This window comes from Pseudarthrobacter sp. P1, assembly GCF_050156935.1.
Taxonomy (GTDB): Bacteria; Actinomycetota; Actinomycetes; order Actinomycetales; family Micrococcaceae; genus Specibacter.
Genome location: NZ_CP189584.1, coordinates 2,153,475 through 2,177,554, shown reverse-complemented (window position 1 = coordinate 2,177,554; position 24,080 = coordinate 2,153,475). Strand labels below are relative to the sequence as shown.

Here is a 24,080-nt window from a genome sequence, read left to right as displayed (position 1 = left end):
GTCCGCAATGATCGCCCGATTTGGACGTTTTTTGCGGCTCCCCAGTGTGCCGTTTCGGCATTTTCCCACCGGCGGGATAGCTTGGAAAGCATGCCCGTATGGTCCCGTTCGTTCCGCTCAAGCAGCGTAGAGAAGAAGGCTCAAGTGCCCGAGGAAGTCAGCCAGAAAGAAGGCTCTGCGGAGCTTCGCACATGGCTGGCCGGATTGGATGCCTACGCCGGCCCCGACACGCTGCTGGCGTTCACCCCCACGGTGAAGGGCACCATTGACCTCACCCACGCGCACCCTTCCGGACTGGCCCAGCTGCTGACCGGACGGCGCACGCGCTTGTCCACGCTGATCCGCGACGCCGGCCACTACAGTGCCGCGCTGCGCGCCGCGGGCACACTGCGCACCAAAATCTTCGAATTGAGCACCGACCGGGGCATCGACGTCGGCTACCTGGCGGCCGGCGTCGTCAGCTGGCCCGGCACCTCCCGCGGTGCCAACGACGGCATCAGCGCCCCGGTGCTGCTGACCGCCGTCACGCTCACCGCCCGTCCCGGACAGGACGACTACGAACTCCAGCTCACCGAACAGGCCCGGATCAACCCCGCCCTGGTCCGCCACCTGGACCGTGCCCACAACGTCACCGTGGACGGCCCGGCCATGGCCCGGCTGGCCTACAGCACCGCCCGCTTTGACCCGGCACCCGTGCTGGAGCGGCTGCGCGTGCTGCTGGCCGGCGTCCCGCAGGCCACCGTGGAGCACCAGCTGCTGGTCTCCACCTTTGCCGACCTGGCCGAAAACCTGAACGATCCGGCCCTGATGGCCGGCAACGAGCTCATCGAGGCGCTGCGCCGCAGCGGTGCCGGCGAGGTCCTGCCGGTGGAGCTCACGGCCGACGCCGAGCGCTTCACCGGCCTGGACAAGCGCACCCCGGCCGAGGAACTGCTGGTGGTGGACGCCGACCCCCAGCAGCAGTACGTGCTGGACCTGATCCGTGCCGGCGAATCCGTGCTGGTCTCCACCCCGCCCGGCACCGGCCAGACGCAGACGGCCATCAACGCCGTCGCCGCGCTGGTCCATGACGGCAAGACAGTGCTGGTGGTGGGGGAGCGCCGTGCCACCCTGAACGAGTTCGCCCAGCGCTATTCCGGCCTCGGCCTGGATTCGCTGCTGCTCCAGCTCAGTGCCCAGACCGGGCCGCAGCAGATCAAATCCCAGCTGGTGCGCTCCATCATGCGCAATGAGAAGGCCACCGAGCCGGCGCTGACCAATCTGCACCGCACCCTCAGCGACCACCGGCACCAGCTGGTGGACCACGTGGCCAGCCTGCACAACGTCCGCGACCGCTGGGGCTGCTCGCCGTACCAGGCCATGCAGTCGCTGGCCGAGCTGACCTCCATCCACCCGGCACCGGCCACCACCGTGCGGCTCAAACGCAGCGTGCTGGACAGCATCGGGGACCGCGACGAGCTGGCCGGGCGCCTGCGCCGTGCCGCGGAGCTGGGCAGCTTCAGCCATGCCGCCACCTCCAGCCCCTGGCACGGGGCCCGGCTGCTGACCCGCAAGGAAACCGAGGAGGCCTGGGCACTGGCCCAGGGCCTGCTGGAGAGGCTGCCGGCATTCATCCAGAAGATGGACGCCGTGGCCGACTACGCCGAGATCCGCCGCGGCACCACCTTCGCCCAGTGGGGCGAGCAGCTCACGCTGTTGGTGGCGGTACGCGAAAGCCTGGACAAGTTCACCCCGGACATCTTCGACCGCCCGGTGACGGACCTGATCTCCGCCACGGCCAGTTCCACCTGGCGGCGGGAGAAGAACCTGGAAATGCCCGCCATGCAGCGCTCCCGGCTGCGCCGCGTGGCCAAGGAATATGTGCGCCCCGGCGTGCACATATCGGATCTGCACGTATCCCTGTCGATGGTGCAGGAGCAGCGCGCCCAGTGGGCCGATTTCGCCACCACCCAGCGCCACCCGGCCGTCCCGTCCGGGCTGGCCGAATTGAACCAGACGTACAAGGAGCTGGGCGCCGACCTGGCCGCCCTGGGCACGGCGCTGGCCCGCACGGCCGACGGCGGACGCCTGGCCGAGACCATCCACCCCGAACTGACCGCCCGGCTTGCGGCCCTGGCCGCCGACAAGGAGACGCTGGAGACGCTGCCGGAGCGCACGCTGCTGCTGGAAAGCATGCGCGAGCACGGCCTCGGCGAGCTGCTGGACGATCTGGCCAGCCGCGAGGTTGGCCCGGCCGAAACGCGCACCGAGCTGGAGCTGGCCTGGTGGCAGTCCGCACTGGAAGCGATGATCAGCGGCGATGACTATCTGGCCATGTCCGACGGCGAGAGCCTGCGCCGGCTGGAGGCGGAATTCCGCCTGGCCGACCAGGCCCATGTCGCCAGTGGCTCCGCCCGGATCCGCTGGAAGCTGGCCCGGGAATGGAACGCCATTGTCGGCGGCCGCAACCGCCAGGCCGAGCACCTGCGCGTGCTGCTCAAGGATGGCCGGGTGACGCTGGAGGCACTGGCGCTGCAGACGCCGGACCTGCTGGCCAACCTGGTGCCCGTCTTCACCGCCAGCCCGCTGGTGCTGCCCTCCGTCATTCCCGACGGCCACCGCTTTGACGCAGTGGTCCTGCTGGATGCGGAATCGACGTCCCTGCAGGCGGCGCTGCCGGCTCTGGCCCGCGCCGGCCAGGTGGTGGCCTTCGGCGACGAGCAGACGGCCTGCCCGCGCGCCTTCACCGTCTCCACCGCTGCCCCGGCCCCCGGGCTGGAGCAGCCGCTGGAGAGCATCTTTGGCGCCCTGTCCCGCGTGCTGCCGCGCCACCGCCTCACGGTGTCCTACCGGGCCGTGGACGAGGACCTGGTCCTGCAGCTGAGCAGCGGCTTCTACGACGGCCAGCTGGAGCGCCTGCCGGACGGCCGCGTGGTCACCGGTCTGGAACGCTCCCTCGTGGTGGACTACCTGCCCGACGGCACCGGCCTGCCCGGCACCGGGACCGACGGTGTGGAGTCCGTCGTGGCCGAGGTCAACCGCGTGGTGGACCTCGTCTTTGAACACGCCCGGGTCCGCCCCCGCCAGTCCCTGGTGGTCATCACCGCCAGCGAACGCCACGCCGTGCGCGTGGCCCAGGCCATCCGCATGCAGATGCCCAACCATCCGCTGCTGGGCGACTTCTTCGAGTCCGGCCCGGAGTCCTTCCGGGTGGTCACCATCGACCGCGCCGCGGGCCTGGTGCGCGACCACGTCATCTTCTCGCTGGGCTTCGGCCGCACCCCGCACGGGCGCGCCCTGCACGGATTCGGCCCGCTCTCCGAGCCCGATGGCCGGGCCAAATTCGCCCTGGCCATGACCCGCGCCCGGAACCACCTGCATGTGTTGACCTGCTTCCGCCCCGAGGATCTGGATCCCACCCGCTTGAGCTACGGCGCCGTGGACTTCTACGAGTTGCTGGACCGCGAGCTGGCCGGCAACTCGTTGCTGGGCACCACCGCCTCCCGCGCAGCGGCCAGCGAGGCCGCCGAGGGCGAGGATCCGCTGGTGGCCGATCTGGCCGAGCGCCTGCGCGCCCGCGGCGCCCGGGTCTGGCACCATTACGACGGCGCCCTGGACATCGTGGCCGCGCCGGACCCCGTGTCCAACCTCGGCCGGGCGGACCATGAAATCCCTGCCCCCGTGGCCGTCGAGTCGGATGGATCGGCCAAGTACCGCCTGATGAGCGTGCGCGAACGCAGCCGGCTGCGCCCGCAGATGCTCGAGAAGCTGGGCTGGCGCTACATGCCGCTGTGGACCATCGAGGTCTTCACCGATCCCTCCACCTGTGCGGACCAGATTGGCGGCTATCTGGGGCTGTCCCCGGCCCTGGCCGACAACGAGGCACCGTCCCTGCTGGGCACGCCGCTGGACACCACGTCCAGGCCCGTGGTCCCGGCGCCTGAGCACCACCCCGAAGCAGTAGAAGAGGAAGTACCCGCTGTGGGCACCACCCCAGAGACCCCCGCCAGTGATCCCGCACCCGTGCTGCCCAAGGTGGCGGCCGAGGACGACCCCCAGCAGTGGGGCGACAGCCCGGAGGGCAACCACGACGAATGGCTGCGCGAGCAGAAACCGCCGCACTGGGGCTGACCGGGGCCTAGCCACCGGTTTCGCCGCGGTCCGGCAGGGGCTGGGCCGGCGGCGCGTCCACCAGTACCAGGAAGATCTTTCCCCGTGCCGACGCGCCGGCCAGCCGCAGGGCCGCCTCCGGTCCTGCCGCCACCACGAGCAGCCCTTCCGCCTCCTGGGCGGGCACCAGCGCTGACGCCGGCGGCTCCGTCCCGGCTGTCCACAGTACCGGCACGGATTGCGCCAGCAGCTCGTTGGCGGCCGTATCCAAGGCCCCGCTGGTGCTGCTGAGCACCAGGTTCACCAATTGCCCGCGGGCGAGGAGCCGTATTGTTGCCGGATCGGCCAGCCGCACCGGAACGGCCTGGCTGCCGGGCGGAGTCCCCACCAGCAGTCCGGCGCCCAGCAATGAGGCATCCGTCAGGATCTGCCCGCGGCGCACCGGCCCCGCCAGCTGTTTGCCCACCAGTGCCTGGGGTGTGGTGAAGGCGGCGTCCGGCACGGCATGCGGCGGAATGTTGGCCGGCACCAGATCGGCGGCCGCCAAGACGGTCCCGGCACCGAGGTCCCTGGACGCCACCAGCACGGTGGAGAGGTCCAAAGGGGAAGGGGTCAGCTGGGCCACAGTGAGCGCGGCGGCGGCACAGAGCAGCAGGGCCGCCGCAAGCCTGCGGCGGCGTCGCAGCAGGCGCCCCACCCGGTGCAGGGGAGGGGCGCCGCGCATTGACAGCCCGCCCGGAAGCATCGGCGTGTGCTGCCAACCGGTCTGCCGGGGTGGCCGGCCAAAGAGTCCCATGCAGCGAGGCTAGGCGCCGGGGCGCGGGCCAGCCACAGGGGGGTGGGGAATGTGCGGCAGCCGCCGGTGTGCAGCGGCTGTGCAGGGGGCCGCGGTGGGCGGCCGGGGGAGTCTAGCTGGCTGCGGCGGCGGTGGCCGGAGCCTTGGCCGGGGCGGGTGCAGCGGCCGGCGCGGTGGCCGGCGCAGCGGCCGGCGCAGCGGCCGATACGGCGCCGCCCTTGCCGTCGCGCGAATCCGTGCGGTAGAAACCGGAGCCCTTGAAGACCACACCCACGGAGTTGAACTTCTTGCGCAGTGCACCCTCGCATTCGGGGCAGACCGTCAGGGAGTTGTCGCTGAACTGCTGCACGATGTCAAAGGCGTGGCTGCAGTCCTTGCAGGCGTATGCGTAGGTTGGCACTGGTTTTCCTCCTGGGAGCGCGCATCAGGGCGATGTCTGCAACAGGCGTTCGTTAGCAGTCCAAGGCCCAGAGTGCCAATTCTACCATCTGCTTAAAGCTGTTCTCTGGCAGCGATCAGCCAGCCGTCCGGCGTCAGTGCCCCGTCCACCGGGCGGTCCAGGGCATCGTGGGCCAGCTTCCCCGGTGCCAGCACCTCATGTGAATAGACCAGGGCCGCTGTGGCGGGGCGGCTGGTGCCGTGCCCGAAGGTGGCCATGAACCGGTCGTAGTAGCCGCCGCCCTGGCCCAGCCGGTTGCCCGCGCGGTCCGTGGCCAGTGCCGGGAGCAGGATGCCCGCAACGCCGTCCAGGTGCGCGAACAGGGTGCGGTGCCCCGCGGGCTCGTTGACCGGGGCCAGCGGACTGCGTGCCAGGGCAATGCCCGGGCGCCAATGGACCCAGCTCAGTGCAAATCCCGGCTCGCACACCGGGACCAGCACCCGGAATCCCTCGGTGTGCAGCCGGTGGAGCAGGGGTGAGGTGGGAGGCTCTGCACCCATGGAGATGAAGGCGCACACCGCCGGGCGGGCACCGTGGGCAGGCAGCGCTTTGGCCCAGGCGAGCCCCCGTGCGGCCAGGGCCTCGCCGGCGAGCGAGCGTTCGCCGTCGTCCATCAACGCCCGGCGCGCCCGCAATTGGCGGCGCAGTTCGGCTTTGGTCAGCATGAAATTCTCCTTGCGCGCCGGGGTAGGCACGAAATGCCGTGGTTCGTTCAGCCCACGCCTCAGCGAGAGTGTGCTCTATGTCAAGTAGCCTAGGACAATGACTTCCGCACCACGTGTACGCAAGGCCGTAATTCCTGCCGCCGGGCTGGGGACCAGATTCCTGCCCGCCACCAAGGCGATGCCGAAGGAAATGCTGCCCGTCGTTGACAAGCCTGCCATCCAGTATGTCGTCCAGGAGGCCGTCAGTGCCGGCCTGGAGGATGTCCTGATGATCACCGGACGCAACAAGCGCGCCCTCGAGGACCACTTTGACCGGGTGCCGGTCACGGAGCAGCTGCTCGAGGCGAAGGGCGACGACGAGCGCCTCGCCGCCGTCCAGCACGCCACCGACCTCGGCGAGATCCACTACGTCCGCCAGGGCGACCCCAAGGGCCTGGGCCACGCAGTGCTGCGCGCCAAGACCCACGTGGGCAACGAGCCCTTCGCCGTGCTGCTGGGCGATGACCTCATCGACGAGCGCGATCCCCTCCTGACCACCATGATCGAGGTCCAGGCCAAGACCGGCGGATCGGTGGTGGCCCTGATCGAGGTGGAGCCGTCCCAGATCTCCTCGTACGGCTGCGCGGACATCACCGCCATCGACGGCGAGGGCTACGTCCGCGTCAACCAGCTGGTGGAGAAGCCCTCGATTGAGGAAGCGCCCTCCAACTTGGCCGTCATCGGCCGCTACGTGCTGCACCCCTCCGTCTTCGAGGTCCTCGAAAACACGCCGCCGGGACGCGGCAACGAGATCCAGCTGACCGATGCCTTGCAGACCCTCGCCACCCGGGAGGGCGAGGGCGGCGGCGTGTACGGGGTCGTCTTCCGCGGCCGCCGCTACGACACCGGCGACAAGCTCAGCTACCTCAAGGCAGTGGTGACCCTGGCCTGCGAGAACGAGGAACTGGGCTCGGACCTGCGCAGCTGGCTGGGCGAGTTCACCGCACAGCTGCCCAAGTAGCGCGGTGGCGGGGCTGCCCATGTGGCCTGTGACGCTGGAGTGCGGGGACCTGGTGCTGCGCCCCATCAGGCGCCGCGACAAGTCGGCCTGGACCGAAGTCCGCGGCCGAAATGCCGCGTGGCTGGCACCGTGGGAGGCAAGCAACCCCAGCCCCGGCGGTGGGCTGCCCACCTTTGGTGGGATGGTCCGGGCGCTCAATGAGCAGGCCCGGGCCGCCACAGCGCTGCCGTTTGTCATCACCGAGCGCATCCCCACCGAGGCCAAGCCCCGGCTGGTGGGCCAGCTGACGGTTTCCTCCATCGTCTGGGGCTCGGCCATGATGGCCACCCTGGGCTATTGGGTGGACCAGGACCGGGCCGGCCGGGGGATCGCCCCGACCGCCGTCGCCATGGCCACGGACCACTGCTTCCGCACCCTGGGCCTGCACCGGATGGAAATCAACATCCGGCCGGAGAATGCGCCCAGCCTGCGGGTGGTGGAAAAGCTGGGTTTCCGCCATGAATGCCGGCGCCCGCGGTTCCTGCACATCAATGGTGCCTGGGCGGACCACGAGAGCTTTGCGCTCACCGCGGAGGAGGTCCCTGGAGGCCTTTTGGACCGCTGGCTGCGCAACCGCTGACGCAATTCCCGGTGTACCTCGCGACACACCGCGAACTAATGCCCTACGCGGCATGAATCACCTTTAGGGTTGAACCGTGGACGCGCCCTTGAATACCTCAGTGATCGTGCTGATTGCTGTCGCCCTGTGGCTGGTTTGGGTGGCGCCCATGGCGCTGCGCCGCCGCCGGGACCACCTGGCAACGGACGGCGCCGTGTCCTTTGCTGAACCCGTGGCGGCTCCGGCCGCCGCACCTGCCCCGCGCATGCACGGCGCGATGGCCATGGAGTCGATGCAGTTGCAGGAGAAAACGATGGAACGCAACACCTCCTCCGCCCACGGCGCCGGCGTTTCCGACGACGCACCGGTGCCGGATCTGCTGCGCCCCGCTCCGCTGAAGATCCGCTACGGCCGCACCGCTCTGGCCCTGGTGGGGCTGCTCGCCCTGCCCACAGCCGCCATCACCGGCATTGGACGCCTGCTGGGCGCCGTGTCCGGCCTGGTACCGCTGGGCGCCTTCATCCTGTTTGCCGGCACGCTCTTTGTGCTGCGTGCCCTGGCCGTGCGCGACCGCCGCCGCAGGCTCTCCCGCGCCTTCCAGGACGCGATGGGATCCACGACGACGGCGGCACCGGCCGCCGCTGCGCCGGCGTCCACCCCCGCGGCCAAACCCGCAACCACCGTCTTTGACGGCGCCGACACCGTGGCCGCGCCCGCCGAGCCGGCGCCCAAGCCGCTGACCGCGGCCGACCTCCGCCAGGCCGCCTTGGCCGTTGCGGCCAAGGGTACCGCCGATGCCAAGTTGGCGCACACCGAGACCGTTGCCTGGGAGCCCATTGAGATCCCGGCCCCCGGCTACGTGGCCGCACCCAAGGCCGACCGCCCCGAGCCCGCCCCGCTGGAACTGCCGGAGGCCCCGAAGGCCACCGCCGTCACCTCCATCAAGGCCGACCTCGCCGGCGTTGGCGCCGGAGCCGACGACCCCACGGCCAAGAAGGTTGTGGTGGCCTCCACCTCCTCCGCGCCGCTGCCTCCGGCCGGCAAGGCCCGCCCGGCCCACGGCCTGAGCAACCTCGACGACGTGCTGCAGCGCCGCCGCGTCTAAGGCTTGATCCCACCGCCGCACCGTCGCAGGGAGTTCCCATGGTCTTGATCGCCGTGGCCGGGGGAACCGGCACCGCCGGCCGGGCCGTTGCCGCCGAATGCCTTGGCCGCGGCCTGGAGGTGCGGGTCATCAGCAGGCACATCCCCCCGGCATCGTCCCCGCGCTTTGTGGCCGGAGCCGCCTATGCCCGGGCCGATGTGTCCACGGGGGAGGGGTTGGCCGAGGCCCTGGCCGGCGTCGATGTTCTCATTGAGACCCTCGATGCCCGCTCGGGCGCGGCGCTCAAGGCCCTGCCGGCCACCACCTCCGCCCTGCTGGCCGCGTCCGCGGGCGTGCAGCGGGCCGTGCTGCTCTCCATCGTCAATGCCGACCAGTGCGCCATGTCCTACTACCAGGCACAGGCAGCCCGGGCCGCGCTGTATGCCTCCGCCGCTCTGCCCGCCACGGTGGTCTTCGCTACGCAGTTCCACAACCTGGTGGCCGGGATCTTCGCCGCCGGCGCCACGGTGGGCTTGGTCCCCGCCTTCCGCGGTGTCTCCTTCCAGCCCATTGCGACGGCGGACGTGGCGCGGGTGCTGGTGGATGCCGCCCTGGCCCCCGCCGCCGTGGCCTCCCGCGTCGTCGCCGGCGGACCCGCCGTCGCGACCATGGCCGAGCTGGCCCGGCAGTGGAAGGCCGCCACCGGGCGCCGGGGCCTGGTGGTCCCGCTCCCGCTTCCCGGCGCCTTTGGCCGCTTCCTCCGCGAGGGCCGCAACCTGGTGCCCAACCACGCCGTCGGGACCCTCGGATTCACCGACTGGCTGACGCAATCGCGCTAGCAGCGCCGGTGCGGGCGCGCCGTTTGGACACGCAAACGTTGAAAGTTATAGGCTAATGAGACCGGCGACACAGTTGCCGCGGGGCTATGGCGCAGTTGGTAGCGCGCTTCGTTCGCATCGAAGAGGTCAGGGGTTCGAATCCCCTTAGCTCCACCGCGGTTTCTGCCACCGCTTCCGCTATCTGCGCCCGCTGTACCGGGGGCGGAATGCGGAAGCGGTGGCATTTTCATTGCGGAACCGCACGGGGACCGTCAGGACCACCAGGCTGCCGACCACCAGCCCTGCACCCACCCAGCCCAGGGCGGGCAGGTGTTCGCCCACGACGGCGACGGCCAGCGCCGACGCGACGACAGGTTCCACCAGCGAGAGTGTCGTGGCCGTACTTGCACGCACCCGCGCCAGCCCCCAGCCAAACAACACATACCCGGCGAACATGGGCACGAGGGCCATGTAGCCGCCAACCGCTGCGTTGGACCACGAGGCCAGCAGCGGGGCGCCGGTGGCCGCGAGCACCGGCATCAGCAGCAGGCCGCCGAGGCCGAAGACGGCGCCCATGGCGGCCCGGGACTCAATGCCCCGGTTCATCAGGCGGTGCGCGGCCCAGGAATAGAGCGCGTAGGTGAACCCGGCCACCAGGCCCAGGCCGATCCCCGCCGTCGTCGACCCCACGCTCCGGATTCCGGCCCCGGTGCCGCCGTCGCCAGCCTCCGCCAGGCAGAGCAGGCCCGTGCCCGCCAGCCCGAGCCCTGCGCCAACCGCCCAGCGGACGGTGAGCCTGTGCCCGTCAACGATCCGTTCGACCACGGCCGAGGCCAGGGGTGCCGAGCCGATGGAGACAACTGTCCCCACGGCCACGCCTGCCAGATGCATCGAGGAGTAGAAGGCCAGCGGATACAGCGCGACGGCGGCCGCACCGAGGGCCACGACGGGCCATTGTGCGCGCAGGGCCGGACGGGCGCTGGCTATCGAGCGTGCGGCGGTGAGGGCCTGGAGCAGCCCGCCCAGGCCCATCGCCGCGGCGCCAATCGCCAGCGGCCCGACGCCGGGCGCAAACGTCGCCGCGGTGCCGGTGGTGCCCCACAGGACCGATGCAGCCAGCACAAAGAACGCGCCCCATCCCGCGCCCGCCAGACGGGTCCCGTTCACACGTTCTCCAGCAGGTCCGCGGCGATCCGCCGTGCGCGCTGCAGCAGCCGGCTGTCGCCCTCCAATCCGGCGCGGGCCATCGATCCCTCCAGCACAAGGGAAAGATGCTCGGCCACGGCGCGTGCCCTGTCCGGGTGGCCGGGCAGCAGCTCGGCCAGGTGGTCCGCGAGCAGCTGTTCAACGTCCTCCTTGTGTCGGCGGACCACCGCCCGCCCCGGATCGCCGGCGGGCAGCTCGGCCGCGGCGTTCAGCAGCCCGCAGCCGCGGAAGCCGTGCTCGTAGGCCAGTCCGGCATGGTCGGCATAGGCGTCGAAGACGGCCAGCCCCCGCCCGCGTGGAGTGGATGCCTGCTCCAGCCGCGCACGGTACAGCCCCAGCCATTCCTCGTGCCGCGCCTGGAGATAGGCCGCCACCAGATCGGCCTTCGAGGAAAAGTTGTTGTAGAGGCTCATCTTTGCTACGCCGGCTTCGGCGGTGATGGTGTCGATGCCCGTCGCGCCCATGCCGTCGGCATAGAACAGGCGCGCCGCCGCCTCAAGGATCCGATCGCGGGCGGGCCTGTGCCGGGGTGTCGGCGCCGTCGTCTTTTGGCCCATCGGGGGTTCCTCGCTTCTTCCATCAATACTAGGTAGACAAGTCTACCTAAAATTTGCCGCAAGGCCACCCTCCGATGACCGTTCGGCGCAGGCCGTCCGGGAGCCATCGACAAGCCCTGAGGCCGGGAATAGCCTTAAACCGTCCCTATTGACGCGACGATAATGACGGAGAGGTGCCCGAGATGGCAACCGAGGAAAATGTTGAACTGGTCCGGCGCGGATACGAGGCCTTCATCGCAGGCGACCTGGCGACGCTGGGCGAACTGTTCACGGACGACGCCGTCTGGCATGTTGCCGGCGGCGGCGTGCTGTCGGGGGCCAAGGAGGGCCGTGACGCGATCCTGGCGTACTTCGGCGAGCTGGGGACGCGCTCCGGCGGCAGCCTGAACGTGGCCCTCGACGAGGTCTTCGGCGGGGAGACCCGCGTGGTCGCGCTCCAGCACAACCACGCCGAGAACAATGGCAAGACCCTGGACACCGACGGCGCACTCGCCTTCAAGGTGAGCAACGGCAAGATCACCGAGGGCCGGGAGTTCTTCGACAACACGGCGAACGGCGATGCTTTCTGGGAGTAGCCGTGGGCCGGACGTGCCGTTGGCGCCCGCCGACCATGCGGCGTGAGATCCGGCGCCGGATCACTGCAGGCGCGCAGGCGGCGGCGTAGGGTACCGGCATGGACATCATCTTGGTTCCCGGGTTCTGGCTGGACGCGTCGTCGTGGTCCCAGGCCACCCCGCCGCTCGTTGCCGCGGGGCACGCGGTCCACCCTCTGACGCTGCCAGGGCTGGAGTCCCTTGACGCCCCGCGCGCCGGCATCGGGCTGCGTGACCACATCGATGCCGTCGTCGGGGCGGTTGACGCTGTGGACGGGCCGGTGGTCCTCGTTGGCCACTCCGGCGGTGGGGCCATCATCCACGGCGTGGTTGATGCGCGCCCGGACAGGATTGCCCGCGCCGTGTACGTGGACAGTGGTCCGCTCGGCGAGGGCGGCGCGATCAATGACCAGCTGCCGGCCGAGGGCGACGACGTGCCGCTCCCACCGTGGGAAGGCTTCGAGGCGGAGGACCTCGTGGACCTGGACGACGGGCTGCGCGCCGCGTTCCGGGCGCGCGCCATTCCGCAGCCGCGGGGCGTAGCCTACGACCGGCAGCACCTGCACGACGAGCGCCGCTACGAGGTTCCGGCCACGGTCATCGCGTGTGAGTTCCCGTCGTCCATGCTCACCGAATGGATCGAGGCCGGCCACCCGTTCGTGGCCGAACTCGCCCGCATCCGCGACGTCGAGTACGTGGACCTGCCGACGGGGCACTGGCCCCAGTTCACCCGGCCGGCTGAGCTTGGCGCGGCCATTCTTGCCGCCGTCGACCGTACGGGATAGGCGGTTCCGGCACCGCAGCGGCGGTGGTCATTGCGGCAGCGGCGACTTTCCCAACCCGCCCTGGCCGTCCATGGCGTCATGGATCTGCAGGGCAAACCAGAGCTGTGCCACAGTGGACGTTTCGGCCATGTCCAGGCCGGTCAGCTCGCCGATCTTCCGGATCCGGTAGATGATGGTCTGCCGATGCGTGAAGAGGGCCGCGGCCGTCTTGGCCCATGAGCGTTGGAGTTCGAGGTAGGTCTTCAGGGTGAGAAGGAGATCGGGTTGCCGGCCCTGCTCGTAGTCGAGGATCGGGCCCAGCAGGCGTTGGACTATCGCCGCTCCCTGCTCATGGCTGGTCAGCCCCAGCCACGACGGGCCGTCGGCGTAGCGCACCAGTTGATCGGTGCCGTTTCCGGCCGTTCCCAGTGCCCACAGGGATTCCTGCAAGGCCTGCTTGAGATCGTTGGCAGTGGAGGGTGCGCTCACCCCAATCCTGGCGTCCGGCCGGACCGCGTGGCGCAGCATGTCCATGGGGCACGCTGCGGAGACAATGGCGTGGAGCTTGGTGGACCTGCGGACGCATACGGCCGGGAATCCGTGGCGCCACAGTTCCAGATGGACATCCGCCAGCTGGTCTTCGTCGTCGCTGGACATGGAAAGCACCAGGAACTTTCGTGCCGGGATGCCGAAGCTGGACAGGCGGCTTTCCATTTCTGCTATGCCGTACCGGTCTTCGAACGCCTGCAGCAGGAACTCGGCACCCATGCGCCGCTGGCCTTCCAAGGCCAGGACCGTCCGGGACAGTTCCAGGCCCAAGACCGTGGCGGCATGGAGCAGCACGACGGCGTCGGGGTGCGGCTGGGATTCGGGCAGCACCACCAGCAGCGCATTGGTGTGTGTCGGGATGTCCACCATCAACATGTGCTGGCTGCCGACCATATGCCACTGGAACGTTTTGGTGCTGCTGGACCGGTTGATGGCCAGCGGTTCGATGCCGGCGAGCAGTGGCCCGGGCAGCGCCTCGCCGTCGGGATGCCAGGGATGCAGGCACCTCCTGTCCACCACGAACAACTTTGAGCCCACCTCGGCGGCGACGCCGTCCAGCAGGCTTTGCCATGGATTTCCGGACGTCTCCGGCATCTTGAGGAGGTCGTAGATCCTGGCCGTCTGGCGCAGCCTGCGGGATTCCTCCAGCAAGGAGGCCTCGGCAACGGTCCGGGCGATGGCAATGAACGGCAGGGGATAGGGGACATTGATCAGCGGCAGGGCCAGCGAGTCGCAGGCAGCCAGGAAGCCGGGTTGAAGCTCCGGGGCGTGCATCTTCTCCCCGATGGCCAGGGCGCTGGCTCCAGCCTTGACCAGGGATTTCGCCAACTCCACCTGCCCGGCGGCATCCGGCGGGATGGACAAGCCATTGGTCATCATGATCTCGCCGCCGGTGACCCATTCCCACAGCCGCGGCAGGTCGGACGTGTGCGCCCATGAGATGCGGTTCTCCAAACCGTTGGAGCCCGCCATGAGGGTCAACCCAAGCTGGGGCTCGGCCAACAGCTCCGCAACAGTAATCGCCACGCCATCGCTCCTTCATTGGTGTCGCGGCAGGGCCGTCCCCGGCCGCTTAGACAAATGTATAAGAGCCATCGCTTTTTGTAGTCAATGTGCGAATGGGTTTCGTGACGTGGATCACCAATGATTGAGGAACGAATATCCCGCTCAGCGATGAGCATTCACGAAAGAGGGTTTGCAATGAGTGCAACGAGCAACCTCATTGATGACGCCCCGCTCACCAGGTTCCACAAGAAACTAACCGTCTTCTCCTCGGGCGGTCCATTCATCGACGGCTATGCACTGTCAATCATCGGCATCGCGCTGATCACCATGACACCGGCATTGAAACTGTCCACGGCCGAAATTGGGATGATTGGTGCGGCAAGTTTGGTGGGTATCTTCTTCGGGGGTGCCATCTTCGGGTGGCTCACCGACAAGATCGGCCGCCACAAGATGTACATTGCGGATCTGATAGCACTTGCTGTCTTCTCCCTCCTGAACGGATTCGCGACGGAAGTGTGGCAGGTCGTCCTGTGCCGGTTTTTGCTCGGCATGGCCATTGGAGCCGACTATCCGATCGCCACATCGCTGCTGGCCGAATTCCTGCCAAAGAAGTATCGCGGGCGACTGCTGGGTGCCACCTTTGTGGTGTGGGCGGTGGGCGCAGCCGCCGCCTTCGCGGTCGGCTACCTGCTGCGCGATGTTGGGCCGGATGCCTGGCGCATCATGGTGGCCAGCCCCGCCATTTTCGCCATCATTACGCTGCTGTGCCGGTTGGGCACGCCTGAATCACCCCGATGGCTCCTATCCCGGGGCCGCAGGGATGAAGCCCGGGCCGTGATCAAGCAGGTGTACGGGCAGCAATATGACCTCAGTGACATCTCATCCGACTCCGACGCCAACACCAAGCCGGCCAAGTTCACCGATATCTTTAAGGGCCACCTCTGGAAGCGGACACTATTCGTCTCCATCTTTTGGACCGCCCAAGTCATTCCGCTCTTCGCCGTCTACACGTTTGCCCCGGACCTGCTGTCCTCCTTCGGGCTGACCGGTGACGCGAACCTGTACGGGGGCTCGCTGCTGATCTCGATGCTGTTTGTCATCGGCGGCATCCCCGGCCTGTGGTTGGTGGAAAGGATCGGCCGCCGCAAACTGCTGCTGTGGAGCTTCGGCGTCATCGTCGTGGCACTGGCCATCCCAGCCTTCATCCCCGATGTGCAGGCCGCGCCGCTGTTCATCGCCCTCGCCATCTTCGCCTTGGCGTCGGGAGCCTCCAGCTTCCTTGAAGTCGTCTACCCCAATGAATTGTTCCCCACCGAAATCCGGGCCACAGCCGTTGGCTTTGGCACGGCCATCAGCCGCGTGGGATCGGCAGCCAGCACCTACCTGATGCCCGCCGCCATCCTCAGTTTTGGCGCCGCGGGCTCCCTGCTGATCGGCGCAGGAATTTCCCTGGTCGGGCTGGTGGCAACGTTCGTCCTCGCCCCGGAGACAGCCAACAAGACGCTCCACGAACTCACCACCAAAAGCAAGCCTGCCAAGCCGGCAGCCGCCAAAGTAACCGAAGGATCCCTGCCATGACCTCGCACAAGCCCGTCGGCCCCGTCGACGCGACCAAAGTCCCCCGCTTCGCCGGCCTGGCCACCTTTGCCAAGCTGCCGCAGATCGACCAGGTCCCCGACTATGACATCGCCATTGTCGGTGTTCCGTTCGACGGCGGAACCTCCTACCGCCCGGGTGCCCGGTTCGGCCCGGCAGCCGTCCGTGAAGCCTCCCGGCTGCTGCGCCCCGGCTACCACGTGGAGCTCGACGTCGAGCCCGTGAACGAAGCACAGGTGGTGGACGCCGGAGACCTTGCCTGCACCCCCTACGACATCACGCGTGCCATCGCGGAAATAGAGGAGCAAGCCCGGCCGCTAATGGGGGAGGACAAACGGGTGATCGCCATCGGCGGCGACCACACCATTGCCCTGCCCATGCTTCGGGCGCTCACCAAGGTCCACGGCCCCGTTGCCCTGCTGCACTTCGATGCGCATCTGGACACCTGGGACACCTACTTCGACCAGCCCGTCACGCACGGGACGATTTTCCGCCGCGCCTTTGAGGAAGGGCTGCTGGTCCAGGACAGCTCCATGCATGTGGGCATCCGCGGCCCGGTCTATGACCGCGAGGACTTTGTGCGCGACCACGAATTTGGTTTCCAGATCATCCGCTGCTCCGATCTGGACGTCATCGGCGTTCCCGCCGCCATCAAGCGCGTCAAGGACCGCCTGGGCGACACCCCTGTCTACGTCTCCATCGACATCGATGTCCTTGACCCGTCGTACGCACCAGGCACCGGGACGCCGGAAATGGGCGGGCTGCACTCCCGCGAGCTGCTGGCGCTGCTGCGCGGACTGGACGGGATCAACATTGTCGGGGCCGACGTCGTCGAGGTCGCCCCGGCCTACGACCATGCCGACATCACCTCCATTGCCGCGGCAACGCTGGTCTTCGACCTGCTGGGGCTGATGGTCAACCGCAGCAAGGGCGCTTCCTTTGCCGGCGAACGGGATCTGGAAGTGTCAGCCGTCTAATCCTGGCTGTTGTTGTGGGCCCGCGGACCTTCCGCGGGCCCACTACTGTGCCTCGGTGCACCAGCAACTGCGGCTGGCCACCGGACGGTTAGGATGTGACAACAAGTTTCCGTAGAGGAGCGTGACCATGCCAGATGGCCTTCGCCATGTATATTTTCTCTCCGATGGGACAGGCATCACTGCTGAGACCCTGGGCAGCACGCTGCTGACCCAGTTTCCCCAGGGCCGCTTTTACCGCACCACTGTGCCGTTCATCTCGACCACTGCCAAGGCCCGGTCGGTGGTCAACGAGATCGACCAGGTGGCGCTGCGTGGCGAACCGCCGCTGGTCTTCTCCACGGCCGTCAATGAGGAAATCCGCAACGAGCTGGCCAAGTGCAACGGCGTCCTGGTGGATCTGATCGGCGCACATGTGCAGCTGCTGGAGGAGGCGCTCCGCACCAAGGCCAGCCACCAGGCCGGCCAGGCCCACGGCCTCGGCAACGCCCTGCGGTACCAGTCGCGGATGATGGCCGTCGAGTACGCGATGGAGCACGACGACGGCCAGAGCCTGCGTGCACTGGAAAAGGCCGAGGTGATCCTCATTGCCCCCTCGCGCTGCGGCAAGACCCCCAGCACCATGTATTTGGCACTTCAGCATGGGGTCTATGCGGCCAATTTCCCCCTGGTGGACGAGGACTTTCCCAGCGACTCCCTGCCGGTGCCCCTGCAGCCCTACCGGGCCAAGTGTTTTGGCCTGACCTCCAATCCCATGCGCTTGAGCCAGGTCCGGGCCGAGCGTCGTCCGGGATCGGAGTATGCCTCCCTGCGGCAATGCGGAATCGAACTGCGCAGCGCGGAGCGCATGTACGTGGCGCACGACATCCCCCACGTGAATTCCGCCAGCATGTCAGTGGAGGAGATCTCGGCAGTGGTCCTTGAGCGGATGGGGCTGCGGCACTAATTGTTGTGCAGAGCAGGTCGGAACGTCCGCCGGGAACGCCCGGAAGTGTGACGTAGCCAACATAGCAAGTCGGCCCCTGCCCTGCGACGATGTATTGACGTGGCTGCCAACAGCCATGACTTGACTTCTAGGAGCACTGACAATGACGACAGACATCCTCTGGTTTTCCGAGCTTGGCCTCAAGGACCTGGACCGGGTTGGCGGCAAAAACGCTTCCCTCGGAGAGATGGTCGGGAACCTGACCAGCGCCGGGGTAAAGGTGCCGGACGGATTTGCCACGACGGCGGATGCCTACCGGCGGTTCCTGCGTGAAACCGGCGTCGAAGCGAAGATTGCCGCAATCTTGCAGGATCTGGACACCGACGACGTCAGGGCCCTGGCCGAGGCCGGGTCCGCCATCCGCAACGCCATTGTGGACACACCCTTTCCGGTGGATCTTGAGGCGCAGCTGCGTGCCGCCTACGAGGCGCTCGTGGCAAAACACGGCGGATCCGCCGAACTGTCCTGGGCGGTCCGCTCCAGCGCCACCGCCGAGGACCTGCCGGACGCATCCTTTGCCGGGCAGCAGGAGACCTTCCTGAACGTCCGCGGCATCGAGAACATCCTGGCGGCGGTCAAGGACGTTTTTGCCTCGCTCTACAACGACCGCGCCATCGCCTACCGGGTGCACCACAAGTTCGAACACCTGGACGTCGCCCTGTCGGCGGGGATCCAGCGGATGGTCCGCTCGGACGTGGGCGCATCCGGTGTCATGTTCACCATGGACACCGAGTCCGGCTTCCAGGACGCGGTGTTTGTCACCTCCTCCTACGGCCTCGGCGAGGCAGTGGTCCAGGGCGCCGTGAACCCGGACGAGTTCTACGTCTACAAGAAGGCGCTAGCGGCCGGCCGGCCGGCGATCCTCAAGCGCGGTTTGGGCGGCAAGGCGTTGACCATGGTCTACGCGGACAGCCAGGAAGTCGGCCACACCATTGAACTGGTCCCCACCGATCCCAAGCTGCGCGGCCGTTTCAGCATCACCGACGACGACGTCCAGCAGCTGGCTCGCCATGCCCTGGCGATCGAGGAGCACTACGGTCGTCCCATGGACATCGAGTGGGGCAAGGACGGCCTGGACGGCGAGCTCTACATCCTCCAGGCCCGGCCCGAAACGGTGGAGTCCCGCAAGTCGGCGGGAACGCTCTCGCGCTACCGGCTGGAGGGGACCGGGTCCGTGCTCGCGGAAGGCCGGGCGATCGGCCAGCGGATCGGCTCGGGACCTGTGCGCATCCTGGCCTCCATCGACCAGATGGCGGAATTCAAGACCGGCGACGTACTGGTGGCGGACATGACGGACCCCGACTGGGAACCGATCATGAAGCGAGCCTCCGCCATTGTCACCAACCGTGGCGGGCGGACCTGCCACGCGGCGATCATAGCCCGGGAGCTGGGCATTCCGGCGGTGGTGGGCACCGGCGATGCCAGCCTGGCACTGGCCGAGGGGACCAACGTGACGGTCTCCTGCGCCGAGGGGGAGGCCGGCTTCATCTACGAGGGGTTGCTGGAGTTCCGGGTGGAGGAGACCGAGCTGGACAGCCTGCCGGAAGCGCCCGTGAAGGTCATGATGAACGTCGGAACCCCCGAACAGGCGTTCACGTTCGCCCAATTGCCCAACCATGGCGTGGGGCTGGCTCGGCTTGAGTTCATCATCAACCGGCAGATCGGCATCCACCCCAAGGCGCTGCTGAACCTGGCGGACCAGCCCGCCGACGTCGCGGAGATCATCCACGAGCGGATCGCCGCCTACGACGGTCCGCTGGACTACTACGTCAAGCGCCTGGCCGAAGGTGTCGCCACGATTGCCGCGGCCTTCGCCCCGGAGCCCGTGATCGTGCGCATGTCCGACTTCAAATCCAATGAGTACGCAAACCTTATTGGCGGCCCGGCCTATGAGCCGCACGAGGAAAACCCGATGCTCGGCTTCAGGGGTGCCTCGCGCTACCTTGAACCGTCATTCCGGGACTGCTTTGATCTGGAGTGCCAGGCCCTGGCCTATGTGCGCAACGAGATGGGCCTGACCAACGTCAAGCTGATGATCCCCTTTGTCCGCACGCTGGAGGAAGGCCGGGGCGTCATCGACCTGCTGGCCCAAAATGGCCTTCGCCGCGGCGAAAATGGCCTGGAAGTGGTGATGATGTGCGAGCTGCCGTCCAACGCCCTGTTGGCGGATGAGTTCCTGGAGATCTTCGACGGCTTCTCCATTGGCTCCAACGACCTGACCCAGTTGACCCTCGGGTTGGACCGGGATTCGGCCATTGTGGCGGCCAGCTTTGACGAGCGGAACGCCGCCGTCAAGAAACTGCTCAGCATGGCCATCCGGGCCTGCAAGGCCAAGGGAAAGTACGTCGGCATTTGTGGGCAGGGGCCCAGCGACCACCTTGATCTGGCCGAGTGGCTGGTGGCCGAGGGCATCGATTCCATCTCGCTGAATCCGGACACGGTGGTGGATACCTGGCTGCAGCTCGCGGCCATGGCCCCCGCGGTCTAAAACGGTCCAAAGCCAAAACAGTGGTGGCCCCGTTCATGGAACGGGGCCACCACTGTTTTGGCGCCTGATGATTGCGCACAGGCCTAGTCCTCTCCGGCGCATTGTGCTCAACTTGGAACGGTGTTTGTCTCTTTCACTGCCCTCGTGCACACCGATGATGACCGGAGAGGCCCGGCCATCGGGAAAGGAAGACAATCATGGCAACGTACAAGATCGGATACCTCATCGGGAGCCTGGCCAGCGGCTCCATCAACCGCACCTTCTCCAAGGCCCTGATCAAGCTCGCCCCGGCGGAGCTGGAATTCACCGAGATCCCCATCAAGGACCTCCCGCTGTACAGCTCCGACTACGACGCCGACTTCCCGGCCGTGGGGCAGGCCCTGAAGGATGCCATCGCGGCCTCCGATGGCCTGCTGTTCATTTCCCCCGAGTACAACCGGTCGATCCCCGGGGCGCTGAAGAACGCCATTGACTGGGGGTCCCGCCCCTGGGGCACCAACTCGTTCGCGCGCAAGCCCACCGGCATTATCGGCGCCTCGCCCGGGGTATCGGCACGGCCGTGATGCAATCCTCCATGCGCAGCGTCCTGAGCTTACTTGACGCGCCCCAGCTCAATGCCCCAGAGGCCTACGTCAGGTTTGATGCCAAGGCGTACGGCGACGACGGCGAGGTCAAGGACGCAGCGACAGCGACGTTCCTGGGCCACTACATGGAGGAGTACTCCGCCTTCGTGCAGCGCGTCCTGGCCGCCACGGCGCCGGGCCATATTGGCGACTCGGACCCCGACTCGGCGAAGTGATGCGCTGAGGTCCGCAGCGTTCCAGCTGCACCGGACGGCAGGCCACTCATTGCCGGTGCAGCTGGAACGCTTTTGCCTGTGCTCTTCCGCGAGGACAGCGGTCAGGCGCCGACGTAGGCCGCGAGGTGCTCACCGGTGAGGGTGGAACGGGCGGCGACAAGGTCGGCCGGTGTGCCCTCGAACCCGATCCGGCCGCCGTCGTGGCCGGCGCCGGGACCAATGTCAATGATCCAGTCGGCGTGTGCCATGACCGCCTGGTGGTGCTCGATCACGATGACGGATTTGCCGGAGTCGACGAGCCGGTCGAGCAGGCCGAGAAGGTTCTCGACGTCGGCAAGGTGCAGGCCGCTGGTCGGCTCATCGAGGACGTAGACGCTGCCCTTTTCGGCCATCTGGCTGGCCAGTTTCAGCCGCTGCCGCTCGCCGCCGGACAGCGTGGTGAGAGGCTGGCCGAGGCTGAGGTAGCCGAGCCCGACGTCGGCGAGCCGGGTGAGGATCTTGTGTGCGGCAGGGATGCGCGCCTCGCCGGCGCCGAAGAACTCCTCGGCCTCGGCCACCGGCATCGCGAGCACCTCGCTGATGTCGCGGCCACCGAGGTGGTAGTCAAGCACCGATGCCTCGAACCGCTTGCCATCGCACTGCTCGCAGACGGTGGCGACACCTGCCATCATGCCCAGGTCGGTGTAGATGACGCCGGCACCGTTGCAGGTGGGGCAGGCGCCCTCGGAGTTGGGGCTGAACAGTGCCGGCTTCACGCCATTGGCCTTCGCGAACGCCTTGCGGATCGGCTCGAGCAGCCCGGTGTACGTCGCCGGGTTGCTCCGCCGCGAGCCGCGGATTGCACCCTGGTCAACGGTCACCACACCGTCGCGCCCGGACACCGAGCCGTGGATCAGCGAGCTCTTGCCCGAGCCCGCGACCCCGGTGACGACGGTCAGGACGCCGAGCGGGATGTCGACGTCGACGTCCTTGAGGTTGTTGGCGTTGGCGCCGCGCACCTCCATCGCCCCGGAGGCGGTGCGCACCTTTTCCTTCAGGGCGGCACGGTCGTCCAGGTGCCGTCCGGTGAGCGTGCCGCTGGCCCGCAGCCCCTCGACGGTGCCCTCGAACACCACCTCGCCGCCCGCGGTGCCGGCGCGCGGGCCAAGGTCGATGACGTGGTCGGCGATGGCGATCGCCTCCGGCTTGTGCTCCACGACCAGCACGGTGTTGCCCTTGTCGCGCAGTTGCAGCAGCAGGACGTTCATCCGCGCGATGTCATGGGGGTGCAGCCCGATCGTCGGTTCGTCGAAGACGTAGGTGACGTCGGTGAGCGAGGAGCCGAGATGGCGGATCATCTTGGTCCGCTGGGCCTCGCCGCCCGAGAGCGTGCCCGAGGGGCGGTCGAGGCTGAGGTAGCCGAGCCCAATCTCGACGAACGATTCGAGGGTGTCGCCCAGTGCCGCAAGCAGCGGCGCCACCGACGGTTCATCCAGGCCGCGCACCCACCCGGCGAGGTCGCTGATCTGCATCGCGCAGGCGTCGGCGATGTTGAGCCCCTTGATCTTCGACGAGCGGGCGTGCTCGGCCAGCCGCGTGCCGCCGCACTCGGGGCAGGTGGTGAACGCGACGGCGCGCTCGACGAAGGCGCGGATGTGCGGCTGCAGCGCATCGACGTCCTTGGCCAGGAACGACTTCTGCATTTTCGGGATCACGCCCTCGTACGTCAGGTTGATGCCGTCGACCTTGATCTTGGTCGGCTCCTTGTAGAGCAGGTCGTGCAATTCCTTCTTGGTGAACTTGCCGATCTTCTTGTCCATGTCGAAGAAGCCGGAGCCGGAGAAGATGCGGCCGTACCAGCCATCCATGCTGTAGCCGGGGATCGTGAGCGCGCCCCCGGCCAGCGACTTGTCGGCGTCGTACAGCGCGGTCAGGTCGAAGTCGGTGACCGATCCGCGGCCCTCGCAGCGTGGACACATGCCGCCGGTGATGCTGAAGCTGCGGCGCTCCTTGACGGTCTGTCCGCCGCGCTCGATGGAGACGGCACCGGCTCCGCTGATCGAGGCGACATTGAACGAATAGGCCTGCGGCGAGCCGATGTGCGGCTGGGCGAGCCGACTGAAGACGATGCGCAGCATGGCGTTGGCGTCGGTGACGGTGCCGACGGTGGAGCGGGGGTTGGCGCCCATCCGCTCCTGATCGACCAGGATCGCCGTCGTCAGCCCGTCGAGGACGTCGACGTCGGGCCGTGCCAGCGTCGGCATGAAGCCCTGCACGAAGGCGCTGTAGGTCTCGTTGATCATCCGCTGCGATTCGGCGGCGATCGTGCCGAAGACGAGCGAGCTCTTGCCCGAGCCGGAGACCCCGGTGAACACCGTCAGCCGGCGCTTGGGGATCTCGACGCTGATGTCCTTGAGGTTGTTCACGCGCGCGCCATGCACGCGGATCAAATCGTGGCTGTCGGCAGCGTGCAGCCCGGGCGCCTGAGTGTCGGACGATATGACAAGGGGCGGGTTCGTGCTCATCGTGTCTCCATCTGTTGGGAGGGGCCGCAACCGCGGTCTCCACCGGCGTCGCTGTCTACATTATCCTTACCGGCGGTGTCGGCCGGGGCGTTGCACAGGGCCCGGCCGAACGGCCCGGCGGCCCGCACTCAGCGGTCCTGGAGCAGCCCGAGGACGTTGCCGTCAAGGTCGGTGACGGTGGCCACCAGGCGGCCGCCGCCGACGTCGTGCACCCGCTCCTTTCCGGTGGCACCCGCGGCGGTCACCTCGGCCAGCTTCCCCTCGATGTCCGGCACATGCCAGTAGGCCACGGGGGAGGCCATGCCCTGCGGTCCACCGCGCGGCACCAGCCCAATGTGCTGGCCCGCGGCCTCGAAACCGACGTAGTAGGACTCGTCGGTCTGCGGCGGGACGCCGAGCAGGGCCGCGTACACAGCCTTGGCCCCCGCCAAGTTGGAGACGGGATGCAGGATTGTCTTGATGCCCTGGGTGGAAGAGCCGGTCATGGTCGCTCCTGGGGGTGTGGGCCGCATCGGCCCGGCGGGATTCCCGGCAGCGCCGTTGTGCGGGAGGAAGCCCGCACGGACGGTGG

At 68.0% G+C, this 24,080-nt stretch carries 19 protein-coding genes, 1 tRNA gene and 1 pseudogene; 13 read left to right on the top strand and 8 right to left on the bottom strand.

Features of this window, described 5'->3' with window-relative positions; translation table 11 throughout:
* Nucleotides 1–90: 90 nt before the first annotated feature.
* Entirely contained in the window at nt 91–4,110 is a 4,020-nt protein-coding gene (locus ACQCSX_RS10275; protein ID WP_427018881.1) for a DUF4011 domain-containing protein, read from the top strand.
* 7 nt (nt 4,111–4,117) lie between these two features.
* On the opposite strand, the gene ACQCSX_RS10270 is transcribed toward ACQCSX_RS10275, so the two are convergent.
* From ACQCSX_RS10270 to ACQCSX_RS10260, 3 genes are all read right to left on the bottom strand, one after another.
* A complete protein-coding gene (locus ACQCSX_RS10270) occupies nt 4,118–4,885 on the bottom strand; it encodes an RcpC/CpaB family pilus assembly protein (protein WP_427018880.1) in 768 nt (255 codons plus the stop codon).
* Between the two features lie 112 nt (nt 4,886–4,997).
* Complete coding sequence (locus ACQCSX_RS10265) at nt 4,998–5,285, bottom strand: FmdB family zinc ribbon protein (RefSeq protein ID WP_427018879.1); 288 nt, start codon at nt 5,283–5,285, stop codon at nt 4,998–5,000.
* Nucleotides 5,286–5,377: 92 nt separating this feature from the next.
* Nucleotides 5,378–5,989 (bottom strand): 5-formyltetrahydrofolate cyclo-ligase, encoded by a 612-nt coding sequence (locus tag ACQCSX_RS10260; RefSeq protein ID WP_427018878.1) that lies wholly within the window; start codon nt 5,987–5,989, stop codon nt 5,378–5,380.
* 97 nt (nt 5,990–6,086) lie between these two features.
* Between ACQCSX_RS10260 and galU the strand changes: the two genes are divergently transcribed.
* The 5 genes from galU (at nt 6,087) to ACQCSX_RS10235 (ending at nt 9,663) form a co-directional block, all read left to right on the top strand.
* Nucleotides 6,087–6,989 (top strand): UTP--glucose-1-phosphate uridylyltransferase GalU, encoded by a 903-nt coding sequence (gene galU / locus ACQCSX_RS10255; RefSeq protein ID WP_427018877.1) that lies wholly within the window; start codon nt 6,087–6,089, stop codon nt 6,987–6,989.
* A 19-nt stretch (nt 6,990–7,008) separates the two neighbouring features.
* The gene (locus ACQCSX_RS10250) at nt 7,009–7,608 is read left to right on the top strand and encodes a GNAT family N-acetyltransferase (protein ID WP_427018876.1); all 600 of its coding nucleotides are present in this window, start codon (nt 7,009–7,011) and stop codon (nt 7,606–7,608) included.
* Nucleotides 7,609–7,696: 88 nt separating this feature from the next.
* Nucleotides 7,697–8,692, top strand: coding sequence for a hypothetical protein (locus tag ACQCSX_RS10245; RefSeq protein WP_427018875.1), 996 nt, complete (start codon nt 7,697–7,699; stop codon nt 8,690–8,692).
* 38 nt (nt 8,693–8,730) lie between these two features.
* Nucleotides 8,731–9,510: an SDR family oxidoreductase gene (locus ACQCSX_RS10240; protein ID WP_427018874.1), complete on the top strand. Its 780-nt coding sequence runs from the start codon at nt 8,731–8,733 to the stop codon at nt 9,508–9,510.
* 80 nt (nt 9,511–9,590) lie between these two features.
* Nucleotides 9,591–9,663, top strand: a tRNA-Ala gene (locus ACQCSX_RS10235).
* A gap of 24 nt (nt 9,664–9,687) precedes the next feature.
* Here the strand turns inward: ACQCSX_RS10235 and ACQCSX_RS10230 are convergent.
* Nucleotides 9,688–10,656, bottom strand: a complete 969-nt coding sequence (locus ACQCSX_RS10230) for a DMT family transporter (RefSeq protein WP_427018873.1) — start codon at nt 10,654–10,656, stop codon at nt 9,688–9,690.
* Complete coding sequence (locus tag ACQCSX_RS10225; RefSeq protein WP_427018872.1) at nt 10,653–11,252, bottom strand: TetR/AcrR family transcriptional regulator; 600 nt, start codon at nt 11,250–11,252, stop codon at nt 10,653–10,655. The genes ACQCSX_RS10230 and ACQCSX_RS10225 overlap by 4 nt, the downstream gene beginning before the upstream one ends.
* Before the next feature lie 182 nt (nt 11,253–11,434).
* Here ACQCSX_RS10225 and ACQCSX_RS10220 point away from each other — a divergent pair, with 182 nt between their 5' ends.
* Nucleotides 11,435–11,827: a nuclear transport factor 2 family protein gene (locus ACQCSX_RS10220; protein ID WP_427018871.1), complete on the top strand. Its 393-nt coding sequence runs from the start codon at nt 11,435–11,437 to the stop codon at nt 11,825–11,827.
* A 98-nt stretch (nt 11,828–11,925) separates the two neighbouring features.
* The gene (locus ACQCSX_RS10215) at nt 11,926–12,630 is read left to right on the top strand and encodes an alpha/beta fold hydrolase (RefSeq protein ID WP_427018870.1); all 705 of its coding nucleotides are present in this window, start codon (nt 11,926–11,928) and stop codon (nt 12,628–12,630) included.
* A gap of 27 nt (nt 12,631–12,657) precedes the next feature.
* Here ACQCSX_RS10215 and ACQCSX_RS10210 read toward each other — a convergent pair whose 3' ends face one another.
* Nucleotides 12,658–14,184: a PucR family transcriptional regulator gene (locus ACQCSX_RS10210; RefSeq protein ID WP_427018869.1), complete on the bottom strand. Its 1,527-nt coding sequence runs from the start codon at nt 14,182–14,184 to the stop codon at nt 12,658–12,660.
* A gap of 174 nt (nt 14,185–14,358) precedes the next feature.
* Here ACQCSX_RS10210 and ACQCSX_RS10205 point away from each other — a divergent pair, with 174 nt between their 5' ends.
* The 5 genes and pseudogenes from ACQCSX_RS10205 (at nt 14,359) to ACQCSX_RS10185 (ending at nt 21,005) form a co-directional block, all read left to right on the top strand.
* Nucleotides 14,359–15,741 (top strand): MFS transporter, encoded by a 1,383-nt coding sequence (locus tag ACQCSX_RS10205; RefSeq protein WP_427018868.1) that lies wholly within the window; start codon nt 14,359–14,361, stop codon nt 15,739–15,741.
* Entirely contained in the window at nt 15,738–16,736 is a 999-nt protein-coding gene (speB, locus tag ACQCSX_RS10200; RefSeq protein ID WP_427018867.1) for an agmatinase, read from the top strand. The genes ACQCSX_RS10205 and speB overlap by 4 nt, the downstream gene beginning before the upstream one ends.
* 127 nt (nt 16,737–16,863) lie before the next feature.
* Nucleotides 16,864–17,679 carry a pyruvate, water dikinase regulatory protein gene (locus ACQCSX_RS10195; RefSeq protein ID WP_427018866.1) on the top strand — a complete coding sequence of 272 codons (816 nt, stop codon included), beginning with the start codon at nt 16,864–16,866 and terminating at the stop codon, nt 17,677–17,679.
* 142 nt (nt 17,680–17,821) lie between these two features.
* Nucleotides 17,822–20,206, top strand: coding sequence for a phosphoenolpyruvate synthase (ppsA, locus tag ACQCSX_RS10190; RefSeq protein ID WP_427018865.1), 2,385 nt, complete (start codon nt 17,822–17,824; stop codon nt 20,204–20,206).
* Nucleotides 20,207–20,403: 197 nt separating this feature from the next.
* Nucleotides 20,404–21,005, top strand: a pseudogene (locus tag ACQCSX_RS10185) (NADPH-dependent FMN reductase).
* 101 nt (nt 21,006–21,106) lie between these two features.
* On the opposite strand, the gene ACQCSX_RS10180 reads toward ACQCSX_RS10185, so the two are convergent.
* Nucleotides 21,107–23,509: an ATP-binding cassette domain-containing protein gene (locus ACQCSX_RS10180; protein WP_427018864.1), complete on the bottom strand. Its 2,403-nt coding sequence runs from the start codon at nt 23,507–23,509 to the stop codon at nt 21,107–21,109.
* 128 nt (nt 23,510–23,637) lie between these two features.
* Nucleotides 23,638–23,994, bottom strand: coding sequence for a VOC family protein (locus tag ACQCSX_RS10175; protein ID WP_427018863.1), 357 nt, complete (start codon nt 23,992–23,994; stop codon nt 23,638–23,640).
* Between the last annotated feature and the right edge of the window lie 86 nt (nt 23,995–24,080).

What these genes read in the sequence shown, in the direction of transcription:
- ACQCSX_RS10275 (WP_427018881.1), top strand. Translation starts at nt 91, where the DNA reads ATGCCCGTATGGTCCCGTTCGTTCCGCTCAAGCAGCGTAGAGAAGAAG.
- ACQCSX_RS10270 (WP_427018880.1), bottom strand. Translation starts at nt 4,885, where the DNA reads ATGGGACTCTTTGGCCGGCCACCCCGGCAGACCGGTTGGCAGCACACG.
- ACQCSX_RS10260 (WP_427018878.1), bottom strand. Translation starts at nt 5,989, where the DNA reads ATGCTGACCAAAGCCGAACTGCGCCGCCAATTGCGGGCGCGCCGGGCG.
- galU (WP_427018877.1), top strand. Translation starts at nt 6,087, where the DNA reads ATGACTTCCGCACCACGTGTACGCAAGGCCGTAATTCCTGCCGCCGGG.
- ACQCSX_RS10250 (WP_427018876.1), top strand. Translation starts at nt 7,009, where the DNA reads ATGTGGCCTGTGACGCTGGAGTGCGGGGACCTGGTGCTGCGCCCCATC.
- ACQCSX_RS10240 (WP_427018874.1), top strand. Translation starts at nt 8,731, where the DNA reads ATGGTCTTGATCGCCGTGGCCGGGGGAACCGGCACCGCCGGCCGGGCC.
- ACQCSX_RS10225 (WP_427018872.1), bottom strand. Translation starts at nt 11,252, where the DNA reads ATGGGCCAAAAGACGACGGCGCCGACACCCCGGCACAGGCCCGCCCGC.
- ACQCSX_RS10220 (WP_427018871.1), top strand. Translation starts at nt 11,435, where the DNA reads ATGGCAACCGAGGAAAATGTTGAACTGGTCCGGCGCGGATACGAGGCC.
- ACQCSX_RS10215 (WP_427018870.1), top strand. Translation starts at nt 11,926, where the DNA reads ATGGACATCATCTTGGTTCCCGGGTTCTGGCTGGACGCGTCGTCGTGG.
- ACQCSX_RS10205 (WP_427018868.1), top strand. Translation starts at nt 14,359, where the DNA reads ATGAGTGCAACGAGCAACCTCATTGATGACGCCCCGCTCACCAGGTTC.
- speB (WP_427018867.1), top strand. Translation starts at nt 15,738, where the DNA reads ATGACCTCGCACAAGCCCGTCGGCCCCGTCGACGCGACCAAAGTCCCC.
- ACQCSX_RS10195 (WP_427018866.1), top strand. Translation starts at nt 16,864, where the DNA reads ATGCCAGATGGCCTTCGCCATGTATATTTTCTCTCCGATGGGACAGGC.
- ppsA (WP_427018865.1), top strand. Translation starts at nt 17,822, where the DNA reads ATGACGACAGACATCCTCTGGTTTTCCGAGCTTGGCCTCAAGGACCTG.
- ACQCSX_RS10180 (WP_427018864.1), bottom strand. Translation starts at nt 23,509, where the DNA reads ATGAGCACGAACCCGCCCCTTGTCATATCGTCCGACACTCAGGCGCCC.
- ACQCSX_RS10175 (WP_427018863.1), bottom strand. Translation starts at nt 23,994, where the DNA reads ATGACCGGCTCTTCCACCCAGGGCATCAAGACAATCCTGCATCCCGTC.